22 protein-coding genes are annotated in these 21444 nt (G+C 68.5%); 7 read left to right on the top strand and 15 right to left on the bottom strand.

The window, feature by feature from the left end; genetic code table 11:
- Positions 1-28 precede the first annotated feature (28 nt).
- A complete protein-coding gene (locus BJ960_RS05070; RefSeq protein WP_185986489.1) occupies positions 29-976 on the top strand; it encodes a cation diffusion facilitator family transporter in 948 nt (315 codons plus the stop codon).
- Positions 977-1012: 36 nt separating this feature from the next.
- Entirely contained in the window at positions 1013-1396 is a 384-nt protein-coding gene (locus BJ960_RS05065) for an ArsR/SmtB family transcription factor (protein WP_121077569.1), read from the top strand.
- Between the two features lie 30 nt (positions 1397-1426).
- Here BJ960_RS05065 and guaB read toward each other — a convergent pair whose 3' ends face one another.
- From guaB to groES, 3 genes are all read right to left on the bottom strand, one after another.
- Positions 1427-2929 (bottom strand): IMP dehydrogenase, encoded by a 1503-nt coding sequence (guaB, locus tag BJ960_RS05060; RefSeq protein WP_121077571.1) that lies wholly within the window; start codon positions 2927-2929, stop codon positions 1427-1429.
- 38 nt (positions 2930-2967) lie between these two features.
- Positions 2968-3900, bottom strand: coding sequence for an EamA family transporter RarD (gene rarD / locus BJ960_RS05055; RefSeq protein WP_185986488.1), 933 nt, complete (start codon positions 3898-3900; stop codon positions 2968-2970).
- 80 nt (positions 3901-3980) lie between these two features.
- Positions 3981-4277, bottom strand: coding sequence for a co-chaperone GroES (gene groES, locus BJ960_RS05050; RefSeq protein ID WP_042544383.1), 297 nt, complete (start codon positions 4275-4277; stop codon positions 3981-3983).
- 199 nt (positions 4278-4476) lie between these two features.
- Here groES and BJ960_RS05045 point away from each other — a divergent pair, with 199 nt between their 5' ends.
- Together BJ960_RS05045 and BJ960_RS05040 are read left to right on the top strand one after the other, a co-directional pair.
- A complete protein-coding gene (locus BJ960_RS05045) occupies positions 4477-4941 on the top strand; it encodes a DUF4190 domain-containing protein (RefSeq protein WP_185986487.1) in 465 nt (154 codons plus the stop codon).
- Positions 4941-6275 (top strand): THUMP-like domain-containing protein, encoded by a 1335-nt coding sequence (locus BJ960_RS05040; protein WP_237463637.1) that lies wholly within the window; start codon positions 4941-4943, stop codon positions 6273-6275. Before BJ960_RS05045 ends, BJ960_RS05040 begins: the two co-directional genes overlap by 1 nt.
- A 14-nt stretch (positions 6276-6289) precedes the next feature.
- Here BJ960_RS05040 and BJ960_RS05035 read toward each other — a convergent pair whose 3' ends face one another.
- From BJ960_RS05035 to glmS, 8 genes are all read right to left on the bottom strand, one after another.
- Entirely contained in the window at positions 6290-6988 is a 699-nt protein-coding gene (locus BJ960_RS05035; RefSeq protein WP_185986486.1) for a DUF4190 domain-containing protein, read from the bottom strand.
- Positions 6989-7059: 71 nt separating this feature from the next.
- The gene (gene tsaD, locus BJ960_RS05030) at positions 7060-8184 is read right to left on the bottom strand and encodes a tRNA (adenosine(37)-N6)-threonylcarbamoyltransferase complex transferase subunit TsaD (protein ID WP_307814670.1); all 1125 of its coding nucleotides are present in this window, start codon (positions 8182-8184) and stop codon (positions 7060-7062) included.
- Positions 8181-8633, bottom strand: coding sequence for a ribosomal protein S18-alanine N-acetyltransferase (rimI, locus tag BJ960_RS05025; protein ID WP_185986485.1), 453 nt, complete (start codon positions 8631-8633; stop codon positions 8181-8183). The genes tsaD and rimI overlap by 4 nt, the downstream gene beginning before the upstream one ends.
- The gene (gene tsaB / locus BJ960_RS05020; protein ID WP_307814669.1) at positions 8630-9292 is read right to left on the bottom strand and encodes a tRNA (adenosine(37)-N6)-threonylcarbamoyltransferase complex dimerization subunit type 1 TsaB; all 663 of its coding nucleotides are present in this window, start codon (positions 9290-9292) and stop codon (positions 8630-8632) included. The genes rimI and tsaB overlap by 4 nt, the downstream gene beginning before the upstream one ends.
- Positions 9289-9795 (bottom strand): tRNA (adenosine(37)-N6)-threonylcarbamoyltransferase complex ATPase subunit type 1 TsaE, encoded by a 507-nt coding sequence (tsaE, locus tag BJ960_RS05015; RefSeq protein ID WP_372430592.1) that lies wholly within the window; start codon positions 9793-9795, stop codon positions 9289-9291. The genes tsaB and tsaE overlap by 4 nt, the downstream gene beginning before the upstream one ends.
- The gene (alr, locus tag BJ960_RS05010; protein WP_237463636.1) at positions 9792-10931 is read right to left on the bottom strand and encodes an alanine racemase; all 1140 of its coding nucleotides are present in this window, start codon (positions 10929-10931) and stop codon (positions 9792-9794) included. The genes tsaE and alr overlap by 4 nt, the downstream gene beginning before the upstream one ends.
- The gene (locus tag BJ960_RS05005) at positions 10928-11293 is read right to left on the bottom strand and encodes a holo-ACP synthase (protein WP_121077586.1); all 366 of its coding nucleotides are present in this window, start codon (positions 11291-11293) and stop codon (positions 10928-10930) included. Before BJ960_RS05005 ends, alr begins: the two co-directional genes overlap by 4 nt.
- Complete coding sequence (glmS, locus tag BJ960_RS05000) at positions 11290-13140, bottom strand: glutamine--fructose-6-phosphate transaminase (isomerizing) (RefSeq protein WP_121077588.1); 1851 nt, start codon at positions 13138-13140, stop codon at positions 11290-11292. The genes BJ960_RS05005 and glmS overlap by 4 nt, the downstream gene beginning before the upstream one ends.
- Before the next feature lie 31 nt (positions 13141-13171).
- Here glmS and coaA point away from each other — a divergent pair, with 31 nt between their 5' ends.
- A complete protein-coding gene (gene coaA / locus BJ960_RS04995) occupies positions 13172-14215 on the top strand; it encodes a type I pantothenate kinase (protein ID WP_121077590.1) in 1044 nt (347 codons plus the stop codon).
- A 517-nt stretch (positions 14216-14732) separates the two neighbouring features.
- Entirely contained in the window at positions 14733-15566 is an 834-nt protein-coding gene (locus BJ960_RS04990) for an endonuclease domain-containing protein (protein ID WP_237463635.1), read from the top strand.
- Between the two features lie 354 nt (positions 15567-15920).
- On the opposite strand, the gene glmM is transcribed toward BJ960_RS04990, so the two are convergent.
- From glmM to BJ960_RS04970, 4 genes are all read right to left on the bottom strand, one after another.
- Complete coding sequence (glmM, locus tag BJ960_RS04985; RefSeq protein WP_121078591.1) at positions 15921-17270, bottom strand: phosphoglucosamine mutase; 1350 nt, start codon at positions 17268-17270, stop codon at positions 15921-15923.
- A gap of 18 nt (positions 17271-17288) precedes the next feature.
- A complete protein-coding gene (gene rpsI / locus BJ960_RS04980; protein WP_119281499.1) occupies positions 17289-17768 on the bottom strand; it encodes a 30S ribosomal protein S9 in 480 nt (159 codons plus the stop codon).
- A 33-nt stretch (positions 17769-17801) separates the two neighbouring features.
- The gene (rplM, locus tag BJ960_RS04975) at positions 17802-18248 is read right to left on the bottom strand and encodes a 50S ribosomal protein L13 (RefSeq protein ID WP_119281588.1); all 447 of its coding nucleotides are present in this window, start codon (positions 18246-18248) and stop codon (positions 17802-17804) included.
- A gap of 149 nt (positions 18249-18397) precedes the next feature.
- Complete coding sequence (locus BJ960_RS04970; protein ID WP_185988152.1) at positions 18398-19339, bottom strand: tRNA pseudouridine synthase A; 942 nt, start codon at positions 19337-19339, stop codon at positions 18398-18400.
- Positions 19340-19444: 105 nt separating this feature from the next.
- Here BJ960_RS04970 and BJ960_RS04965 point away from each other — a divergent pair, with 105 nt between their 5' ends.
- Complete coding sequence (locus BJ960_RS04965) at positions 19445-21361, top strand: acyltransferase family protein (RefSeq protein ID WP_307814668.1); 1917 nt, start codon at positions 19445-19447, stop codon at positions 21359-21361.
- Positions 21362-21444 lie beyond the last annotated feature (83 nt).

The raw sequence follows: 21444 nt of genomic DNA, 5'->3' as shown, positions 1-21444 counted from the left end.
CGATGAATCTTTCGACGAGAGGACGGACATGGGCATGGGCCACAACCACGATCACGGCGCCGGAGGGCTCCAAACCGCGACCGGAGCGCACAAGCGACGGCTCATGATCGTCCTCTCGATCTACGCGACAATCATCGTCGCGCAGATCGTCGGCGCGATCGTCACAAACAGTCTCGCCCTCGCCGCCGAGGCGATGCACATGGCTGTCGACGCGAGCGGGATCCTCATCGCCCTGATCGCGACCGTCCTCGCGACACGGGCCGCCACGAAGCGGCGCAGCTACGGACTCATGCGCGCGGAGATCGTGGCGGTGCTCATCAACTGCCTGCTGCTGTTCGGGCTCGGCGGCTTCATCCTGTTCGAGGCAGTCGAGCGCTGGTTTAACCCCTCCGACGTCGCAGGCGGCGGCGTCATCGTGTTCGCGATCATCGGCCTGATTGGCGCGGCGACGTCGCTCATCATCCTCAACCGCGGCGCGAAGGAAAGCCTCAACGTGAAGGCCGCGTTCCTCGAGGTCATGAGCGACGGGATCGGGGCGGCGGCGATCATCATCTCCGGCATCCTCAACGTGACCCTCGGCTGGAACCGCGGCGACGCAATCGCCGCAGCCGCTATCGGCGTCATCATCCTGCCGCGCGCGTTCGTGCTCCTGAAGCAGGCGATCAACCTCATCATGCAGGGTGTCCCCCAGGGCATCGACCTCGACGAGGTGCGTGGCGCCATCGTCGACGCCGAGGGGGTCGAGGCGGTCCACAGCCTGCACGTCTGGGGCCTTACGAGCGGCGTGGCGGTGATGTCGGCGCACGTGGTGCCGACCGCCGAGGCCGAGCACGCACCGCTCCTCGACGAGCTCACCGCCGCGATGCGCGAGCGGTTCGGGATCGAGCATTGCACCTTCCAGTTCGAAGAGCGGGCGCACCTCGTACACGAGGGGCTGCTCAACCGCGAGCTCGCCGGCTCCGCCGACGGCCACTAACCGGGCAACAGGCGCGCCGGGCGGTATCATCGAGACATGGCGATCACTGCGGGGACATCAGACGGCGACCGGGCTGCGGAGCTCGAGATGCTGCTGCCGGCCACCTGCCTGTTCCACAGCCTCAGCGATCCGTCACGCCTCGTGATCCTGCAGCACCTGCAGCTCGGCGAACACCGCGTGGTCGATCTCACCGAGCACCTCGGCTTGTCCCAGAGCACGGTGTCGAAGCATCTCGCGCGCCTCAAGGATGCGGGCCTCGTCGAGTCGCGGCCGCAGGGTCGTGCCTCGGTGTACTCGCTGCTCCACGGCGAGGCGATCACCGAGCTGCTCGCCGCCGCCGAGCGGCTCCTCGGGCTCACTGGCGACACCGTCGCACTCTGCCCCGTACACGGCAAAAGGGCCGCAGCGGAATCGAACTGATTCGCTGCGGCCCTTCGGCCAGGGGCTCCCCTACTTGCGGTAGTTCGGCGCCTCGACGACCATCTGAATGTCGTGCGGGTGGCTCTCCTTCAGCCCGGCCGAGGTGATGCGCACGAACTGGCCGCGCTCCTTCAACTCGGTCACGGAACGCGCGCCGACGTAGAACATCGACTGGCGCAGGCCGCCAACCATCTGGTGCGCGACGGCGCCGACGGGGCCGCGGTACGGCACCTGCCCCTCGATCCCCTCGGGGATGAGCTTCTCGTCGCTCGGCACATCAGCCTGGAAGTAGCGATCCTTCGAGTACGACGTACGCTCGCCGCGGGTCTGCAGGGCGCCAAGGGAGCCCATACCGCGGTACGTCTTGTACTGCTTGCCACCGACGAACACGAGGTCGCCGGGGCTCTCGTCGGTGCCGGCGAGGAGCGAGCCCATCATCACGGACGATGCGCCGGCGACGAGCGCCTTCGCGATATCGCCCGAGTACTGCAGGCCGCCGTCAGCGATCACGGGAACGCCAGCCGGCGTGGCAGCCTTCGCGGCCTCGTAGACGGCGGTCACCTGGGGAACGCCGACACCGGCGATGACGCGGGTCGTGCAGATCGACCCCGGGCCGACCCCAACCTTGACGGCGTCGGCCCCCGCGTCAACGATCGCCTTCGCGCCGTTGTAGGTCGCCACGTTGCCGCCGATCACGTCGACACCGGCAAACGCCGGGTCGCCCTTGATCTTCGCGATGATGTCGAGCACGCCCTTCGAATCGCCGTTCGCGGTGTCGACGACGAGCACGTCGACGCCGGCTTCGAGCAGCGAGCCCGCGCGCTTCCACGCGTCGCCGAAGAAACCGACGGCCGCGCCGACGCGCAGCCGACCTGCGTCGTCCTTCGTCGCGAGCGGGTACTGCTCTTCCTTGTCGAAGTCCTTCACGGTGATGAGGCCGGTCAGTCGCCCCTCGCCGTCGACGAGCGGCAGCTTCTCGATCTTGTGCTGCTTGAACAGCTCGGCGGCCTCGTCGCGGGAGATCCCGGCGGGCGCGGTGATGAGCGGCATCCGCGTCATCGCCTCCGACACGCGAACGTTCGCGCGATCCTTCGGATCGATGAAGCGCATGTCGCGGTTCGTGATGATTCCGAGCAGGATCCCAGCGGAGTCAACGACGGGCAGACCGGACACCCGGTACTCGCCGCAGACCGCGTCGACCTCGGCGACGGTCGCGTCGACCGTCGTTGTCAGCGGGTTGGTGATCATCCCGGCTTCCGACCGCTTCACGCGGTCGACCATCTCCGCCTGATCCTGAATGGACAGGTTGCGGTGCAGAATACCGAGGCCGCCGTTGCGCGCCATGGCAACGGCCATGCGCGTTTCGGTCACGGTGTCCATGGCCGCGGAGATCAGCGGCATTGCAAGCCGCACGCGCCTCGTGAGCTGCGTCGAGGTATCCGCCTCGCTCGGAATGACGTCGGTGTGCGCGGGAAGCAGCAGCACGTCGTCGTAGGTGAGTCCTGTGAACGCGAAAGGGTCACGCTGTTCCATACAACCTCTTTAATGCTCGTGGCGTCGTCGAAGACTATCTAGTCTAAGGGAATAGGACCTGTGTGCGGCTGATGGGCGAGGTCCGCGCTTGGCGAACGCCGCAGCCTGACGATCATGTCGGCGATGAGGAACATCAGCGCGATCCACACGGCGATGAAGCCCACCCAGCGCTCAATCGGGAGTTCTTCATGCATGATGAAGTACCCAAAGAGGAACCCGAGCACCGGCGTCAGGAACTGCAGGAATCCGACGTACGTGAGCGGGAGCCTGCGCGCGGCCTCGCCGAAGAGAATGAGCGGGATCGCCGTCAGGAGCCCGCTGACGAGCACGAGCGCGGTGGTCACGCCGCCGTGCGAGAACGCAGTCAGGCCGGCAACGGAGCCGACGATGGCGAGCTGCGCGAGGCCGATCGGCACCGAGACGAGCGTCTCGACGGTGAGCCCGGTGACGCCGTCGACATCCTCGATGCGCTGGTGCACGACGCCGTACAGGCCGAAGGAGAGGGCAAGCCCGAGCGCGATCCACGGCACGCGGCCGTAGGAGATCGCGGAGAACAGCACGCCGGTGCCCGCGACCACCACCGCGATCCACTGGAGCCGCGAGAGCTTCTCGCGCCAGAAGATCACCCCGAACAGGATCGTGAACAGCGGATTGATGAAGTAGCCGAGCGACGTTTCAAGCACGTGACCGGAGATCACGCCGATCACGAAGATCTGCCAGTTCGCGTAGAGCAGGATCGACGAGAGCGCGAACAGCCCAAACGTCTTCGGTTGTTTCAGCACCTCGCCAATGCGGCGCCACCTGCGGGTCACCGTGACAATCACGGCGCAGACGAGCAGCGTGGTGACGACGCGCCACGAAACGACTTCGAACGGGTTGACGACCGCGATGAGCGTGAAAAAGAGCGGGAATCCGCCCCAAATCAGATACGCGCCGATTCCATACCCTAATCCAGCACGAGTGTCCTTCACCGTGACAGTCTACGCCGCCCCGCGGGTACGAAAAAGCCGGGCCCCACCGCAGTGGCGGGGCCCGGCTCGTTCAGCGATGATTAGCGCTCGATGACGGCGAGGATGTCGCGGCTCGAGAGCACGAGGTACTCTTCGCCGGCAGCCTTGATCTCGGTGCCGCCGAACTTCGAGTAGATGACGATGTCGCCCACGTTGACGTCGACAGGGATGCGGGTGCCGTTGTCCGAGACACGGCCGGGGCCCACTGCAACAACCTTGCCCTCCTGGGGCTTTTCCTTCGCGCTGTCAGGGATAACGAGACCCGAAGCAGTAGTCTGCTCAGCCTCGACCTGCTGGATGACGATGCGATCCTCGAGCGGCTTAATGGCGACCGACACGGTTGACCTCTTTCCAAAGCTGTTAGTTTCGCACTCTTGCGAGCGCCTCTGTACGAGATTCTATGACCCCTGTTGGCACTCATGCAAGGTGAGTGCCAACTGTGATGGGGCCGAATCGCGGACAGCGAACACCGGCCCAGAAGACCCCACATACCCTGTCGGTACACTCTGGGGTACACCCACAACGACTTGGAGCATCATGAGCACCACCGAGCCCACAGGGCCAACCCAGCACCAGCCCTCGCAGGCGTCGGAACAGCCGACCGTGCAGCTGCCGTACGGCGCGCCGTCTGCCGACGCCGCTGGCACCGCTGGCACCGCTGGCACCGCTGGCACCGCTGCGCCGCAGTATGGCTACGAGGCACCGGCGTACGCCTACCCCGCACAGGGCGCGACCCCGCAGCGCACCACGGTAAAGGACACGAACACCTACGCGCTCGTCGCCATCGTCCTCGCCTTCATCGCCCCCATCGCCGGAATCATCTTCGGCCATCTCGGGCTCAACCAGATCAAGCGCACGGGCGACGCTGGCCGTGGCCTCGCGTTGACCGCCGTCATCTACGGCTACTGCGCGATCGCCCTCGGCGTGCTCTTTGTCGTGATGTACATCGGCTTCATCGTGATGATCGTCGGCGCCGCAGCAAGCGGGAGCTACTACTACTAATGAGCGGCGCAGGCAGCGACAGGCCCCGGGCACGCCGCCCGGGGCCTGCTGCGTCCACTCCGGGATGGGACGGGCTCACCAGCCAGCACGGCACCGAACTGCTCGCGTCAGCGGCCGCCATGCGCGCGGCTGGCGACAGTCTCGACCGCGCAGGTCAGCGCCTCCGGCGCGACGGCGCCGCTCCCGACGAACTTGCCGCTGCCCTCACCGTGACCGCGCTGCGCGAGAAGGCCGCACCGAAGTTCGGGGCGAACGCGGGCGCGATGCTGTTCACGCAGGCTGGACTCGAGCAGGCCTCGCGCCTGCCCGTCGCCGAACTGCACGCGCTCCGGTTCGCCGGCGCGAACGCCGTCGCCGATCTCGGCTGTGGCCTCGGCGCCGAGTCGCTCGCGTTCCTCCGTGCCGGCCTCGCGGTGCGCGCGGTGGAGCTCGACCCGCTCACCGCCGACTTCGCCGCGCACAACCTCGCGGTCGAGGCCGCGTCGATGCGAGCAGACGGCGAGGGCGCGCCGCCGCACGACGTGCTGACGGGTGACGCGACCGAGCTCGGAGCTGGCTCCGCTGATGCGGTGTTCCTCGATCCGGCTCGGCGCACCGCCGGCCACCGGGACACCCGCAGGCTCGCGTCAAGCGACGACTACTCCCCCTCGCTCGACTTCGCGTTCGGCGCCGCCCGCGCCGCTCGGTTCGGGGGCGTCAAGCTCGGGCCTGGCCTCGACCGGGAGCTCATTCCCGACGACGCCGAGGCCCAGTGGGTATCGGTCGATGGCCAGGTCGTCGAGATGGGGCTGTGGTTTGGCGACGCCGCTCGGCCCGGGATCCGGCGATCAGCCGCCGTGCTGCGCGGGGACGCTGGGCTGGCGGGTGCACGGGCGGCGGCCGCGGGCAACGCAGCTGCCTCCGGCGGCGCACCGGTCTGGCACGAGCTCAGCGCGGCCGCCGACTTCCCCGACGCCGACACCCGCGACCTCGGCGAGTATCTCATCGAGCCTGACGGCGCGGTGATCCGTGCGCGCCTCATCGGGAAGCTCGCCGCGGAGCTCGACGCCGGCATGATCCACGACGGGATCGCCTACCTCACCGCCGACCGCGCGACCCCGACGCCGTTCGGGCAGGTCTTCAGGATCCTCGAGGAGCTCCCCGCGCGCGAGAAGGATCTCAAGCGCGCCCTGGCCGCGCGAGGCATCGGGAGGCTGGAAATCAAAAAGCGCGGCGTGGATGTGGATCCAGCCGCGCTTCGCACGCGCCTGCGCCTGAAGGGAGCGGGCGCTGCGACGCTGATCCTCAGCCGCTCGGCGAACAGGCACATTGCGCTGCTCGCCGAGCGCTGCTGAGGTGCAGTAGCCGCTTAGTAGCTGAACTCGTACGCGCCCGAGAGGACCGCCGAGCACGGGATCGTCTCGCCGAACACCTGGACCGACTCCGCGCCGTCGAGGCACGCCTGCGCGGCGTCAGCGCCAGCGACCGCGAGGCCGATGAACACGACGGCAAGAATGATGCCGGTGATGACGCCGAGCGCACCGACGATGATGCCGACGACGGCGGGAACGTTCTTCGCCTGCGCCTTCTTCGACTGCACGAGGCCGATGATGCTCAGCACGAGGCCAACGAGCGAGATCGGCAGGATGAACGAGACGATGAGGCCGACGATGCCGAGCGTCTTGCCCGGGATTGTCGTGGGGACGGGCGCGTAGCCCTGTGGCGCCTGCGGCATCGCGCCGTAGCCCTGCGGGTAGTTCTGGCCCTGGGGGGCCGGGTAGCCGGGCGCGGGGGTGCCGGGGGCGACGTAGGGCGCACCCGGTGCTGCCGGGAACTCCGGCTGCTGCGGAGCCTGCTCGCCAAACGGCGCTGCCTGCGGCAGCGGCGCGGCCTCAGGCAGCGGCGGTGCGACGGGCGGAGCGGTCGGCGGTACGGGCGGAGCGGCGGGAGCCGCGGCCGGCGATGGATCGACAGGCGGGAATGCTGCGGGCGTCTCGGGCGCGGCAGGCGTCGCCTGGGGCTGCTCCGGGGTGGTTCCCGGGTCGGTGTTCGGCGTGTTGTCGGACATAGCGTTCCTAACGATAACGGTCTCGGCGGGCATAGCCCTACCTACAACGATACAGCGCGGACGCGACTTGGCTACAACTGAATGTCTGTCACCGGGAGCGTCGAATCGGCGCCGAAGCTCAGCGAGGAAGGCGCATGGCCCGCGGCAACGAGCTGCGCCCCGAGCGAAGCGATCATTGCGCCGTTGTCGGTGCACAGCGACAGCGGCGGCACGCGCAGCTCGACGCCGGCCGCCGCGGAACGTTCCGCCGCGACCTCGCGCAGCCGCGCGTTCGCGACGACGCCGCCGCCAAGCAGCAGCCGGGGAACGCCGAGGTCGGCGCAGGCGGCGAGCGCTTTCGTGAGCAGCACGTCGACGACGGCCTCCCTGAAGCTCGCGGCGACGTCGGCCACGGGCACGTCCTCCCCCGCGGCCACCCGCTTCTCGACCCACCGGGCGACCGAGGTCTTGAGCCCGGAGAACGAGAAATCGTAGCGGTGCTTCGCCATGTCCTTCGGCAGCGTCAGGCCGCGCGGGAACCGGATCGCCTGCGTGTCCCCCTCCGCCGCGACGCGGTCGATGTGCGGCCCACCGGGATACGGCAGCCCGAGCAGCCTCGCGACCTTGTCGAATGCCTCGCCCGCCGCGTCGTCAATCGTCTCGCCGAGCAGCTCGACGTCGCCGACGAGGTCGCGCACGAGCAGCAGCGAGGTGTGCCCGCCCGAGACGAGCAGTGCGACCGTCGGCAGCTCGAGTTCGCCGACAGTGCCGACCGCCGGCCGCAGGCCGTCGCCGTGCAGCAGGTCCGCTCCGACGTGGCCGACCAGGTGGTTCACCGCGTAGAGGGGCTTGTCGAGCGAGACCGCGAGTGCTTTCGCCGCGGAGACGCCGACCATGAGCGCGCCAGCCAGGCCGGGCCCGCCGGTGACCGCGATCGCGTCGACCTCGTCCAGCGTCACGCCGGCGTCGGCGAGCGCGCGCTCGATCGTCGGCGTCATCGACTCGAGGTGGGCGCGGGCGGCGATCTCAGGGATGACGCCGCCGAAGCGTGCGTGCTCGTCCATCGACGACGCGATCGCGTTCGCGAGCAGAGTGCGGCCGCGCACGATCCCGATCCCGGTCTCGTCGCAGCTCGTTTCGATCCCGAGTACGAGTGGCTCGCGCTCGGCGCCACTCCGGTCCGGCTCCGCCAACGCGTCGCTCACTGTCTCACTCACTGTTGCTCCTTCAGCTGCAGCTGCATCACGATCGCGTCGATCCCCTCGGGCTGGTAGTAGCGCGGCCGCACGCCGATCTCGGCAAACCCGAGGGACGCGTAGAGGCCGCGAGCCGGTGGGTTGTCTGCCCGAACCTCGAGGAAGACCTGCCGCGCACCGCGGCGCGCGGCCTCGGCGAGCAGCTCCAACATGAGCGCGCGACCGTGCCCGCCGCCGCGCAGCTCCGGGGCGACCGCGATCGTCTGGATGTCACCGTCCGTGCCGACGACAAGCAGGCCGGCATAGCCGCGAATCGCGCCGCCCTCGTCGACGAGCACGAGGTACCTGCGGTGATCGCCGGCGAGCTCCTCGCGCACGATCTCCCGGCTCCACGCGTCGCTCCCGAACAGGTCGGCCTCGAGCGCCGCGACCTCATCGAGATCGGCGAGCGTTGCGTCGCGCAGGATCACGGCGTCACCGGCTTCGGGGCCTTCGGCTGTATGACGTCCGGCAGCCGCAGGTACAGGGCCTGGTCGGGCTCGAAGGGCGTGCCCGACGCGAGGCGGCGGGCGGCGAGGCGCACGAGCGACGCGGCGGGGACGCGGTCGGGCCACACCTCGTTCACGACGCTCTCGTAGCTCTCCCGCTGGCGCAGGTGCGGCTCGGCCCCGCGCGCCGGGGCTCCCGCCCAGTCCAGCCCGGTGTACTCGGTCACGAACAGCTCGCGCCGCTTCGCGTCCTGCACGACCCGGATCCCTGCCGGAGCGCCCGCCTCGAGCTGCTCGAGCGCGACGGCGTCGTGGCTAACCAGCGGGAGGATGCTCAACCCGCGTCCGAGCGCGAACGCGTGCGCGGCCGCAATGCCGACGCGAAGGCCGGTAAACGGCCCAGGGCCCATCCCGGCGACGACGTGGGTGACCGATGCTGCCGGGATCCTGATCTCCGCGAACGCGCGCGCAATCAGCGCCCCGATCACCTCCGCGTGACCGCGCGGGTCGTCGCTCGACACCTCGACGACCTGCCCGCCCGCGCCGACAGCGACGCTCGTGCCGAGCGACGTGTCGATGGCGAGAATCACGCGCTCGCCGAGCTCGGGCGCCGCGACCGAACGCACCTCGATAGCGGTCACGCCAACACCCCGTTCTGCCACCGCGGGCCGTGCCCGGTGACTGTCAGTGCGCGGGGCTCGATCGGAGCCTCCGCGACGTCGTCGTCCGCATCGTCTGCGGCCGCGTCGCCCGCGCCGATGGGGCGGTCGATCACAATTTCCACCCACGAATCGCGCGCGTCGACAAGGCCCGCGCCCCACTCGGCGACGACGACCGCACCGTCGAAGTCGAGATCGAGGTCCTCGAGCTCGCTCGAATCGGCGAGCCGATACGCGTCGACGTGAATGAGCGGCGCCCCACCGACAAGCGACGGGTGCGTGCGCGCGATCACGAACGTCGGGCTCTGCACCGGACCGCGAACGCCGAGGCCCTCACCGAGGCCGCGGGTGAACGTGGTCTTTCCCGCGCCGAGCTCGCCGGTCAGGATCACGAGGTCGCCGGCGCCAAGTCGCCTGCCGAACGCGACGCCAAGCTCGTGCATCGCGTCGGGGTCGGCCGCGGAGTAGCGCTCGACGACGCTCACAGCTCCTCCTCGTCAACGGCAACGCGCAACACGCGGGGGCCGATCCCCACCAAAATCTCGTAGTTGATCGTGCGCATCAGGCCGGCCCAGATATCAATCGAGGGAAAGCCGCGCTCGGGGTCGCCGAACAGGATCACCGGGGCGCCGATGTCAATGCGGCCCGCGATCGGGCCGACGTCCACGATGAACTGGTCCATGCCGATCCGGCCGACGATCGGGCAGCGCTCGCCAGCGATCGTCACCCACGCGCCCGCGCCGTTGAGCGCGCGCGGCATGCCGTCCGCGTACCCGACAGGCACGAGGGCGAGCGTCGTCGCGACCTCGCACACGTGGTTAAACCCGTACGAGACGCCGGTTCCTGCGGGAACGCCGCGCAACGCAACAACCTCGGAGCGCAGCGTCATCGCCGGGACGAGGCCGAGCTGGGCGGAGTTCTTCCCCGCGAGGGGGCTCAGGCCGTATGCGGCCATGCCGACGCGCACGGTGTTGTAGTACAGCTCGGGGCGCGTGAACGTCGCGGCGCTCGCGGCGAGATGGATCATCTCGGGATCGGAGCCCGCCGCCCGGAGCGCGGCGATCGCTTCGTCAAAGCGCGCGCCCTGGGCGAGGTCGGCGTCCTCCCCCGCGTTCGCAAGGTGGCTGAAGATGCCGCACACGCGGACGAGGCCGTCACGCTCGAGCTCCGCACCGCGGGCGAACAGCGCCTCCCACTCCTCGCGGGCGGCGCCGTTGCGGCTCAGACCGGTATCGATCTTGAACTGCAGCGTGGCCCGCTTGCCCGTCGCGCGTGCGGCCTGCGCGAGCGCCTCAAGCTGGCTCAGGTGCGACACCCCGACGTCGATCGACTGCTCGATCGCGGCCGCGAAGTCCACCCGCGGGCCGTGCAGCCAGCACAACAGCGGCGCGTCGATGCCGCTCTCGCGGAGCTTCAAAGATTCTTCGAGGTCGGCGGTCGCAATCATCGTCGCGCCGCCAGCCATCGCCGCCCGCGCGGCGATCGCGGCGTCATGGCCGTAACCGCACGCCTTCACGACGACGATCACGTTGCCGCCGCCTGTGAGTTCCCGAAGCCGGCGAACGTTCTGTCGAATCGCCGACACCGACACCTCGGCGACACGCATTGAACCGGTTCTCATTCGGCCCCACCTCCGTGCTCAACAATAACGAACGCGGTCGCCACCCCGGTGTCATGGGTCATCGACAGGTGGATCCGGTCAGCCCCGCGCGCCGCAAGCGCGGCGCGCAGGCCGGCCGTGAGCACGAACTCCGGGGCCCGCAACTCGTTCCGACGCACCTCCATGTCGGGCCAGGTGAGATCCCCGGAATCGCCGAGCGCCTTGATCAGCGCCTCCTTCGCGGCGAAACGCGCCGCGAGCGACGGCGTCGACAGCTGTCCCTCCGCCACGCTGAACAGCCGTTCCCGCAGTTTCGGAGTGCGCGCGAGCTGCTGCTCGAAGCGCTGGATATCGACAGTGTCGACGCCGATGCCGATGATCACTCGACGGTCACCGATTTCGCAAGGTTTCGCGGCTGGTCGACGTCGAGCCCCTTCGCCGTCGAGAGTTCGAGGGCGAACCACTGCAGCGGAACGACCTGCAGGATCGGGTCGAACAGCGCGTCCGTGAGCGGGATCCGCACGACCTCATCGGCGAACGGCAGTACGGCGGTGTCGCCCTTCTCCACGATCGCGATGACGCGCGCGCCGCGCGCACGGATCTCCTGAATGTTCGAGACGACCTTCGAGTGCATGAGCGGCGACGTGCGCGGGCTCGGCACGAGCACGAACACCGGCTGGCCGTGGTCGATGAGCGCGATCGGGCCGTGCTTCAGCTCACCCGCGGCAAAGCCCTCAGCGTGGATGTAGGCGATCTCCTTGAGCTTCAGCGCGCCCTCAAGCGCCGCCGGGTAGCCCGCGTGACGCCCGAGGAACAGCACGGAGCGAGTATCTGCCATCCAGTGCGCGAGCTCGGCAATCTGGTCGTGCGTCGCGACGGCCTCCGCCATCTTCTCGGGAAGCGTCTCGAACTGTGCGATCGCCGCAGCCTCGTCTGCCGCCGAGAGCGTGCCGCGCACGCGCCCGAGGTGCAGTCCAAGGAGGTACAGTGCGGTGATCTGCGCAACGAACGCCTTCGTCGACGCCACGGCGACCTCCGGGCCGGCGTGCGTGTACACGGCTGCGTCCGACTCGCGCGGAATCGTCGCGCTCTGGGTGTTGCACACCGACACCGTCGTGACGCCGCGCTCGATCGCGTACTTCACGGCCATGAGCGTGTCCATCGTCTCGCCCGACTGGCTCACGGAGATCACCATGGTGCGCTCGGTGAGTACCGGGTCGCGGTAGCGGAACTCGTGGCTCAGCTGGACCTCGACGGGAATGCGCGCCCACTGCTCGATCGCGTACGAGCCAACGAGACCGGCGTACGAGGCGGTGCCACACGCGACGATGATGATCCGGTCGACGTTCTGCAGGCGATCCTCACCGAGCGCGGTGAGCTCGGGAATCTCGACGTGGCCATCGACGATGCGCCCGCGAATCGTGTTCTCGATCGCCTCAGGCTGCTCATTGATCTCCTTCGCCATGAACGATGACCAACCGCCCTTGTCCGCGGCGCCGGCATCCCACTCGACCTCGTACTCCTCGAACTCGACCTCAGCACCGGCAAAGTCGGTGATGCGGACGCTCTCGGGCGTGATGACAGCAATGTTGTCTTCCTCGACGACAACAGCCCTGCGCGTCGACGAGACGAACGCCGCGACGTCGGAGCCGAGGAAGTTCTCACCGTCGCCCAGGCCGACAACGAGCGGCGAATGGTGGCGGGCGGCGACGATCTTGCCGGGCTCGCTCTGATGCATCGCGAGCAGCGTGAACGTGCCATGCAGACGCTGGACGACGTCGCGGAACGCGGTCTCCAGGTCCTTGCCCGACCCGGTCTCCAGGCCCAGCAGGGCGGCGACGACCTCGGTGTCGGTCTCGCTCGCGAGCTCGGCGCCGCGCGACACCACCTCGTCGCGAAGCTCAGCAAAGTTCTCGACGATGCCGTTGTGAATCAGGGCGAGGCGGCCGTCGTCGCCCAGGTGCGGGTGCGCGTTCACGTCGGTCGGTCCGCCGTGCGTCGCCCAGCGGGTGTGACCGATGCCGGTGCCCGCGGCCTGGAGGGGGCTCGCCTCGAGGAGATCCTCGAGGTTCACAAGCTTGCCCGACTTCTTCCGGACGGAGATGCCGCCGGTGTCGTCGATCACGGCAACGCCCGCGGAATCGTATCCGCGGTATTCGAGTCGGCGAAGGCCGTTCAGGAGGGCCTCAATGGTCTCATTTGGGCCTGCATATCCTACGATTCCACACATACGCCCAATTTTAGTGGCACGATGGAGTGCGATGAGCGAAAAACACAGCGAAGGCGCAGTCACCGAACTTGCTCGCGACGACGAGGCTGCCGAAGAAAGTTCACGAAACCTGGTGCTCGGGCCTGAAACTCAGACGCTTGTTCGGCCAGAGTTCACTTCGCCGTTCGCGGAGATCGGCCGGTCAGAGTGGGCCAGGCTCGCCGGGGAAACGCCCATGCCGCTTACCGAAGCGGAGGTCGACGCGTTCCGCGGGCTCGGCGTCTCGCTCGATGTCGAAGAGGTGTCAGAGGTCTACCGGCCGCTCAGCCGCCTCATCAACCAGTACGCGATCGCCGCCCGGGAGATGCATCAGCGAACTCGCAGCTTTCTCAAGCGCGAGGGCGAAAAGCAGAGCACCTTCGTGATCGGCGTCGCCGGGTCCGTCGCCGTTGGCAAGTCAACGGTCGCCCGCATTCTGCGCGACCTGCTCGCCCGCTGGCCGGAGACCCCGAACGTCACGCTCGTCACCACCGACGGCTTCCTCTACCCCAACGCCGAGCTCGAACGCCGGGGCATCGCGCACCGCAAGGGCTTCCCTGAGTCGTACGACCGGCGGGCGCTGCTCCGCTTCGTATCGCAGGTGAAGTCGGGCATGCCCGAGGTGCGCGCCCCGCACTACAGCCACCTCATCTACGACATCGTGCCCGATGAGTACACGACGGTGCGGCAGCCCGACATCCTCATCCTTGAGGGGCTCAACGTGCTGCAGCCGCCGACGCGCGAGCACCCCCTCGCCGTCTCCGATCTGTTCGACTTCTCCGTGTACGTCGACGCACGCACCGACCACATCGAAGAGTGGTTCACGCAGCGATTCTTCCGGCTGCGCGACGGGGCGTTCTCCGACCCGAACTCGTTCTTCCGGAAGTTCGCGACGCTGAGCGACGCTGAGAGCCGTGCCTACGCGCACGGGATCTGGAAGTCGATCAACGAGCCGAACCTCATTGAGAACATCCGCCCGACCCGGGCGAGGGCGACGCTCGTGCTCCGCAAGGGTGCCGACCACCGGGTCGAGAAGGTGCTGCTCCGCAAGCTGTAGGGGCCCGTGCGGGCTTGGGCTTGCGCTGGCTTTGGCCTGTGCTTCTGTTGTGCTGTGCCCTGCACTTGCTCTGCCCTGCCCTGCCCTGGGCCCCACGCTGCAGCCCGTATCCCTGGGATAGGCAGTCACAATCCCCGCCAGCTCCATCCAGGGCATACCCACCGCCGATCACATTGCTAACGCAGGCACCCAGCGCCGACAAGCGCAGGCCCGGCAGCCCGCGACCCCGGCCACGCTGCAGCCCGTATCCCTGGGATCGACAGTCACAATCCCCGCCAGCTCCATCCAGGGCATACCCACCGCCGATCACATTGCCAACGCAGGCACCCAGCGCCGACAAGCGCAGTCCCGGCAGCCCGCGACCCGGCCACGCTGCAGCCCGTATCCCTGGGATCGGCACTAGTAATCCCCGCCAAGCTTCGCCCACAGCCGCTCCCCAAGCGCGACGGACTCGTAGTTCTGCACAGACCTCGCCGGCGGCCACCGCAGACTGGGGCGTGGGCGCAGACTGACTCGCATGATTACTGGCATGCTCTCGAAACGCGGCGGCGTCATCCGCAGCTCCGAACTCATTGCCCGCGGGATGACCCGGTACCGCATCCAGCAGGAGGTTGTAGCCGGAGCTCTCATACGGTTCAAGAAGGGGTGGCTCGCGACGCCCACGGCCGATCCTCAGGTGGTTGCCGCGGCGTCCGCGGGTCTCACGCTGAGCTGTGTCACCCAGGCTGCACGCCTCGGGCTCTGGGTGCGACGAGTCCCGGAGGGCCAGCACTTTGGTGTTCCCCGTCCGGGGTCGGAGCGTCGCCCACCCGGGTCAGTCCTCCACTACCACGCCCCGATCGTGCCGAGGGATCGGTTTGCCCTCGTCGACTCCGTCGAAAACGTCCTCATGCTCATCGCCCAGTGTGAGCCGTTCGAGGACGCAGTCGCGTCATGGGACTCCGCGCTCAACAAGAGACTCGTGGATCGTGCCGCGCTGGAACTTCTGCCGCTGCCCGCAGCATCAAAGCGCGTGCTCGAGGCAACCGACCCATTCGCGGACTCGGGACTCGAGAGCTACTTCAGGGTGCGCCTGAAGTGGATGAGACTGCCGATCGTCTCACAGGCTTGGCTCGTTGGCCGCAGAGTCGACTTTCTCATCGGGTCTCGTCTTGTCGTGCAGATTGATGGTGGACACCACACCGGGACACAGCGGACGATCGACATTGAACACGACGCGCAGCTCAGGCTTCGCGGGTTCACTGTCATCCGGGTGAGCTACTCGCAGATCATGCATGCGTGGCCGGAGACGCAGGCCCTCATCATGCGGGCCGTCGCGGTTGGACTCCATGAGCCAGCTCGGCTCGCCTAGTGCACTGACGCGGCTGTCACGCCCGAAGATGCCGGAGTGCTGCCCGAAGCCTGGGTTGGCCGAGCCGGGCTTGGCCCGAAGCCTGGGTTGGCCGAGCGGATGCAGGCACGCGACACTCACACCGACTGTGATCGGCAGAATATAGTGCCGCCTGGGCGCGCCGCGGCATTCCAGGCGCAGATCGCATACGCAGTGTGGAAGCGCACGGCACCGGAGGGGCACAAGCACCCGTCCCCGGAGGGGCACAAGCACCCGGCACCGAAGGCGCGAGCGCACACCACCACGCCCCAGAAACGCCAACGGCCGGGGCGCTGTGACATCGAGTCACTGCACCCCGGCCAGCCGGAACCTGAATTACACTGCCAGGCGTTCCTTGACGATCGCCGCAAGGTCGTCGGCGAGCTGCTGGGCCTGATCGACCTCGGCTGCCTCGACCATCACGCGAACGACGGGCTCGGTGCCCGACGGACGGAGCAGCACGCGGCCCTCGCCCTTCAGCGCTTCCTCAACCTGATGAACCGCCTGCTGCAGCACCTCGTCACTGCTTGCGCGCGAACGATCAACGCCGCGCACGTTCACGAGCACCTGCGGGTACACCTTCATGCACTCGCCGAGCTCGGCAAGCGACTTGCCGGAACGGACGATCTCGGCGGCGATGTGCAGCCCCGTGAGGATGCCGTCGCCGGTCGTCGCGAACTCGCTCATGATGACGTGGCCCGACTGCTCGCCGCCAAGCGAGTAGCCGTGCTCGTTGATGGCCTCGAGCACGTACCGATCGCCAACGCCGGTCTCGACGACGTCGATCCCGTTGTCTGCCATCGCGAGTTTGAGCCCGAGGTTCGACATCACGGTCGCGACCAGGGTGTTCTGGTCGAGCTTGCCGCGTGCGGACATCGAGAGCGCGAGGATCGCCATGATGCGGTCGCCATCGATCACGTTGCCTGCGGCGTCAACAGCGAGGCAGCGATCAGCGTCGCCGTCGTGCGCGATGCCGAGGTCGGCGCCGTGCTCACGGACTGCGGCGATGAGCGGCTCGAGGTGGGTGGAGCCCACGCCGTCGTTGATGTTCATGCCGTCGGGGTCGTTTCCGATCACGACGACCTTGGCGCCCGCATCGGTGAACGCGTCGGGTGAGATCCCGGACGCTGCCCCGTGTGCGCAGTCGAGCACGACCGACAGCCCATCGAGCGAGAGGCCCTCGAGCGTGCCGAGGAGGTGCACGAGGTAGCGATCCTCAGCGTCGGCGAAACGCTGGATCCGGCCGACCTCGTGCCCGGTGACGGCGATCGCGGGCTCGCGCATTGCGGCCTCGATCTTGTCCTCGATCTCGTCGGGGAGCTTGCGCCCGCCCTCCGCGAAGAACTTGATGCCGTTGTCGGGCGCGGGGTTGTGCGATGCCGATACCATGACACCGAAGTCGGCGCCGGTATCTGCGACGAGGTACGCGGCGGCCGGCGTCGGAATGACACCGGCATCGAGCACGTCTACTCCGGCGGCAGCGAGACCGGCCGACACTGCGGCCGAGATGAACTCGCCAGAAACTCGCGGATCGCGCGCAACGATCGCGGTAGCGCGACGGCTCTCGCCTCGGGCATTACGTCCGAGTACGAGAGCCGCTGCGTGCGCGAGGCGCAGGGCGAGGTCGGCGGTGATATCCACCCCGGCCAAGCCCCGCACCCCATCAGTGCCAAACAGGCGTCCCATGTGGGAATACGCTCCGGTTTAGCGCTTCGAGTACTGAGGCGCCTTACGGGCCTTCTTGAGTCCGGCCTTCTTGCGCTCCTTGATGCGAGCGTCGCGGCTCAGGAAGCCAGCCTTCTTCAGGGTTGCACGGTTGTGCTCTGCGTCGATCTCGTTGAGGGCGCGTGCAACCGCGAGGCGGAGTGCACCGGCCTGGCCCGAGGGGCCGCCGCCGTCGATGTTGGCGATGAGGTCGTATGCGCCGCCGAGCTCGAGCACGGTGAACGGATCGGTGATCAGCTGCTGGTGCAGCTTGTTCGGGAAGTACTCCGCGAGCTCACGGCCGTTGACGGTCATCTTGCCCTCGCCCGGGATGAGGCGGACGCGCGCGACAGCCTGCTTGCGGCGACCAACAGCTGCACCGGGAACGGTGAGCGCGGGGCGCGGCGTTGCGGCGGTTGCCTGCGACGCGGGGGTCTCAGTGGTGTAGCTCTCAGGGGCCACGGTCTGCTCTTCAGTCACGTTAAAGTCTCTCTTCTTGCGTCTCTAGCGCGCTTACTGCGCAACCTGGCCAAAGGTGTAGGGGGTCGGCTGCTGTGCAGCGTGGGGGTGCTCCGGGCCCGCGTACACCTTCAGCTTGCGGAACAGGTCTGCACCGAGCGAGTTCTTCGGGAGCATGCCACGGATGGCCTTCTCGACTGCGCGCTCGGGGTTCTTCGTGAGGAGCTCGGTGTAGCTCACCGAACGGAGGCCGCCCGGGTAGCCCGAGTGGCGGTATGCCTTCTTCTGTGCTGCCTTGTTGCCGGTCAGCACAACCTTGTCCGCGTTGACGATGATGACGTAGTCACCCATGTCCATGTGCGGTGCGAAGGTAGTCTTGTGCTTGCCGCGGAGCAGAGCTGCGGCGTGGGATGCGAGGCGGCCGAGAACCACGTCTGTTGCGTCGATGACGATCCAGTCGTGCTTCTGGTCAGCTGCCTTCGGCGAGTATGTGCGAGTCACTGTCGTGCTGCTTTCTGTCGAAATGGAGGAGTTCTTGAATCCCACTCCGTGCGAGGTCTCCCGGGGCGCTGCCTCGTGAGTTCCTGTGCGGTGGAGGGCTCAACAATTCGGGTGCTTACGCACCAAGGATCAACTTTAGCACAGATCACTCAGTCATCGAGCGGGTCGCGGCGCGCCCGCGTCTGCTCGGCTCGGGCCGCAAGCTCAGCGTCTTCCGGGTAGCCGATTTCTTCGAGCGAGAGGCCATGTGCTGGCATGACAGTGAACCGGCTGGTGCGCTCTCGCGCGTCGCGGAGATCGACGAGCTCTCCACGGGTGAGCCGGCCGTGGCCGACGGCGACGACCGACCCGACGAGCGCCCGCACCATGGAGTGGCAGAACGCGTCTGCTTCAATCCGGGCGGCGTACGCGCCGTCCTCGGTCTCGCGCCAGGCGAACGCGAGGAGTTCGCGAACGGCCGTCGCCCCCTCGCGCGCCTTGCAGAAGGTGGTGAAGTCTTGGAGGCCGAGCAGGTCTTCGGAGACGCGCTGCATCGTCGCGAGGTCGAGCACGCGCGGGACGTCGGCGGTGAACCTGGCGGTGAGCGGGTCGCGGCGGGCGTTCTCCGGCCGCAGGCGGTACTCGTATCGACGCCTGAGCGCTGAGAACCGGGCGTCGAATCCCGCGGGCGCGGGCGCGACCGCGTGGATCGCGATGTCGCTTGCCCCGCGCTGCAGCACACCGTTCAGGCGTCGCGTCATGAGGCGAGCGGCTTCCTTGTCGGGATGCTGGGGAGCGGCCGCGCGATCAGGATCGCCGGCCGCAGCGCCGTCGGCCACTGCACCGGCGGGCGCGGTGGTCCCCCGCCGCTGCGATGCGCCCCACTTCGCGAACTGCTCCGGCGTCACGTCGAGGTGGGCAACCTGTCCCCTGGCGTGCACGCCAGCGTCGGTTCGCCCGCCGACGGTGAGCCGGAGCTCGCCTTCGGCGGTACGCAGCAGTGTCGCGAGCGCCGCCTCGATCTCGCCCTGCACGGTCCGCAGGCCGGGCTGGGTCGCCCAGCCCGAGAAGTCGGTCCCGTCGTAGGCGATGTCGAGGCGCAGCCGGATCATTTCCACCGTTCAAGTGTGCCAGATGCCCGCTCCCGCGTGGCCGCGAGGCACCCGCAGCACGGCGCTCAACCGGGTGCTCTCATTCTTCCGAGGTACCATTTTTGGGTGTCTGTTCGTCCGCTTCGCCCAACCGGGGCACCGGTGACGGCGCGCGGCGGGCGATTCGGCGGTCTCGATGGGCTGCGCGCCATCGCCGTCGGCATGGTGCTCGTATACCACCTGTTCCCTGCGGCCCTTCCCGGCGGGTTCCTCGGTGTTGACGTGTTCTTCGTCATGAGCGGGTTTCTCATCACGTCGCTGCTGCTGCGGGAGCTCTCGGGCACCGGCCGGATCGACCTGCTCGCGTTCTGGCGCAGGCGAGCGCGGCGGCTCCTTCCCGCGGTCGCCCTCGTTGTGCTTGTCAGTACTTCGCTGGCGCTCGCCGCGAGCCGCGACCTGCTCGTCGGGGTCGCCCAGCAGATCGCCGGAGCGCTGCTGTTCGTCAGTAACTGGGTGTTCATCGCGAACGGATCGGACTATTTCGCGCGGGACGCCCCCGAGCTCTTCCGCAACTTCTGGTCGTTGGCGCTCGAGGAGCAGTTCTATATCGTGCTGCCGCTGCTCGCGCTGCTGGTCTTCAAGTTCCGCTCGCGACTGACACGGGCGCTGCCCCTCGCGGCGCTCGGCCTCGGCTCCGCGTTCCTCATGGCGGCGCTCGCAAACGCCGGCGCCGAGCCGACCCGGGTGTACTTCGGCTCCGACTCGCACAGTTTCGGGCTGTTCCTTGGCGCGGCGATGGCGGTCCTGCTCTCCCGTCGCGCGCAGCGGCCCGTCGGTCGGGCCGGGCAAGTCGCCTCGTTCGGCGTCGCGGTTGCCGGGTTCGCGGTGCTCGGCACCCTCGCCGTGACCCTGCAGGAGGCAAGCCAGGAGAGCTTCGCCTGGGGCTTCCAGGCCGCGACGATCGCCGCGCTCGCGGTGGTCTGGGCCGTGACCCGCGAGGGCGCGCTCGTCGGACGGCTGCTCGATGTCGCCCCCCTTCGCTGGATTGGCGAGCGTTCGTACGGGATCTACCTGTGGCATTGGCCGCTGCTGGTGATCGCCACGAGCGTCGCGACGGCTGCGGGGCTCGGCACGACGCCGGTCGCGCAGGTCGTCTCGCTCGCCATGACGCTCGTGTTCGCCGCGCTCTCGTACCGCTACGTCGAGCAGCCGGTGCGCCGCGTGGGGCTGCGAGGGGCGCTCGTTCGGTGGTTCAGCCCGCGCCGCTACACCCCGCGGCAACGGCGTGTGTCGCTCGCCCTCGCCGCCGTGCTCGCGGTGACCTTTCCGCTCACGGGCGTTGCGGTCGCCATCGCGCCCGAGCGGACGTCGTCAGCGGATTCGATCCTGCGCGGGCAGGAACAGCTCAAGGCTGACAAGAGCGCCGCCGGTGGCGACGAGGCAGCGGGCGAACCGGGCGAGGGGTCGTCGCCTCAGCCGGGCGGCGAGTCCGGCGATCAGGATCAGCCCACGGCCGCGCCAGCGATCCGGTTCGAGGGCGGCGAGATCACCGCCGTCGGCGACTCCGTCATGCTCGCAAGCTACCCCGAGCTCACCGACGCGTTCCCGGGAATCGACGTCGATGCGGCGGTGTCGCGGGGGCTCTGGGCCGGCGTCGACGTCCTTGGGGAGCTGGCCGACCGAGGCGAGCTGCGCGACGTCGTCGTCGTGGGGCTCGGCACCAACGGGCCGGTAGAACCGGAGTCGCTCACCGCGCTCCGGGAGGTCATCGGCGAGCGACCGCTCGTGCTCATCGACGCGCACGCGGACCGCGAGTGGATCCCCGAGGTCAACGAAAACCTCAACGCCTTCGCAGCGGCGCACAGAGGGGTCGTCGTCGCGCAGTGGGACTCGGGCGTCGCAGGCACACCAGAGTTCCTCGCCGAGGACGGCATCCACCCTGGCCCGGAGGGTGGCGAGATCTACGCGGGCGCGATTCGGCAGGCGCTCGACGAGCTCCTCTCCCCCGCCGAGGCCCGCGGCTGGGGCGTCGCACGACGCTAGCGCTGCTGGGGCGTCGCGCAGCAGCCACCCACCGCACGGCGCGCGCCGCCACTGCGGACGCGTCTGTGCTGCGGACGCGTCTG

The organism is Leucobacter aridicollis (assembly GCF_013409595.1).
GTDB classification, from domain to species: Bacteria; Actinomycetota; Actinomycetes; order Actinomycetales; family Microbacteriaceae; genus Leucobacter; species Leucobacter aridicollis.
The sequence above is the reverse complement of the archived record's forward strand: the minus strand, read 5'-3'. Positions and strand labels throughout refer to the sequence as shown.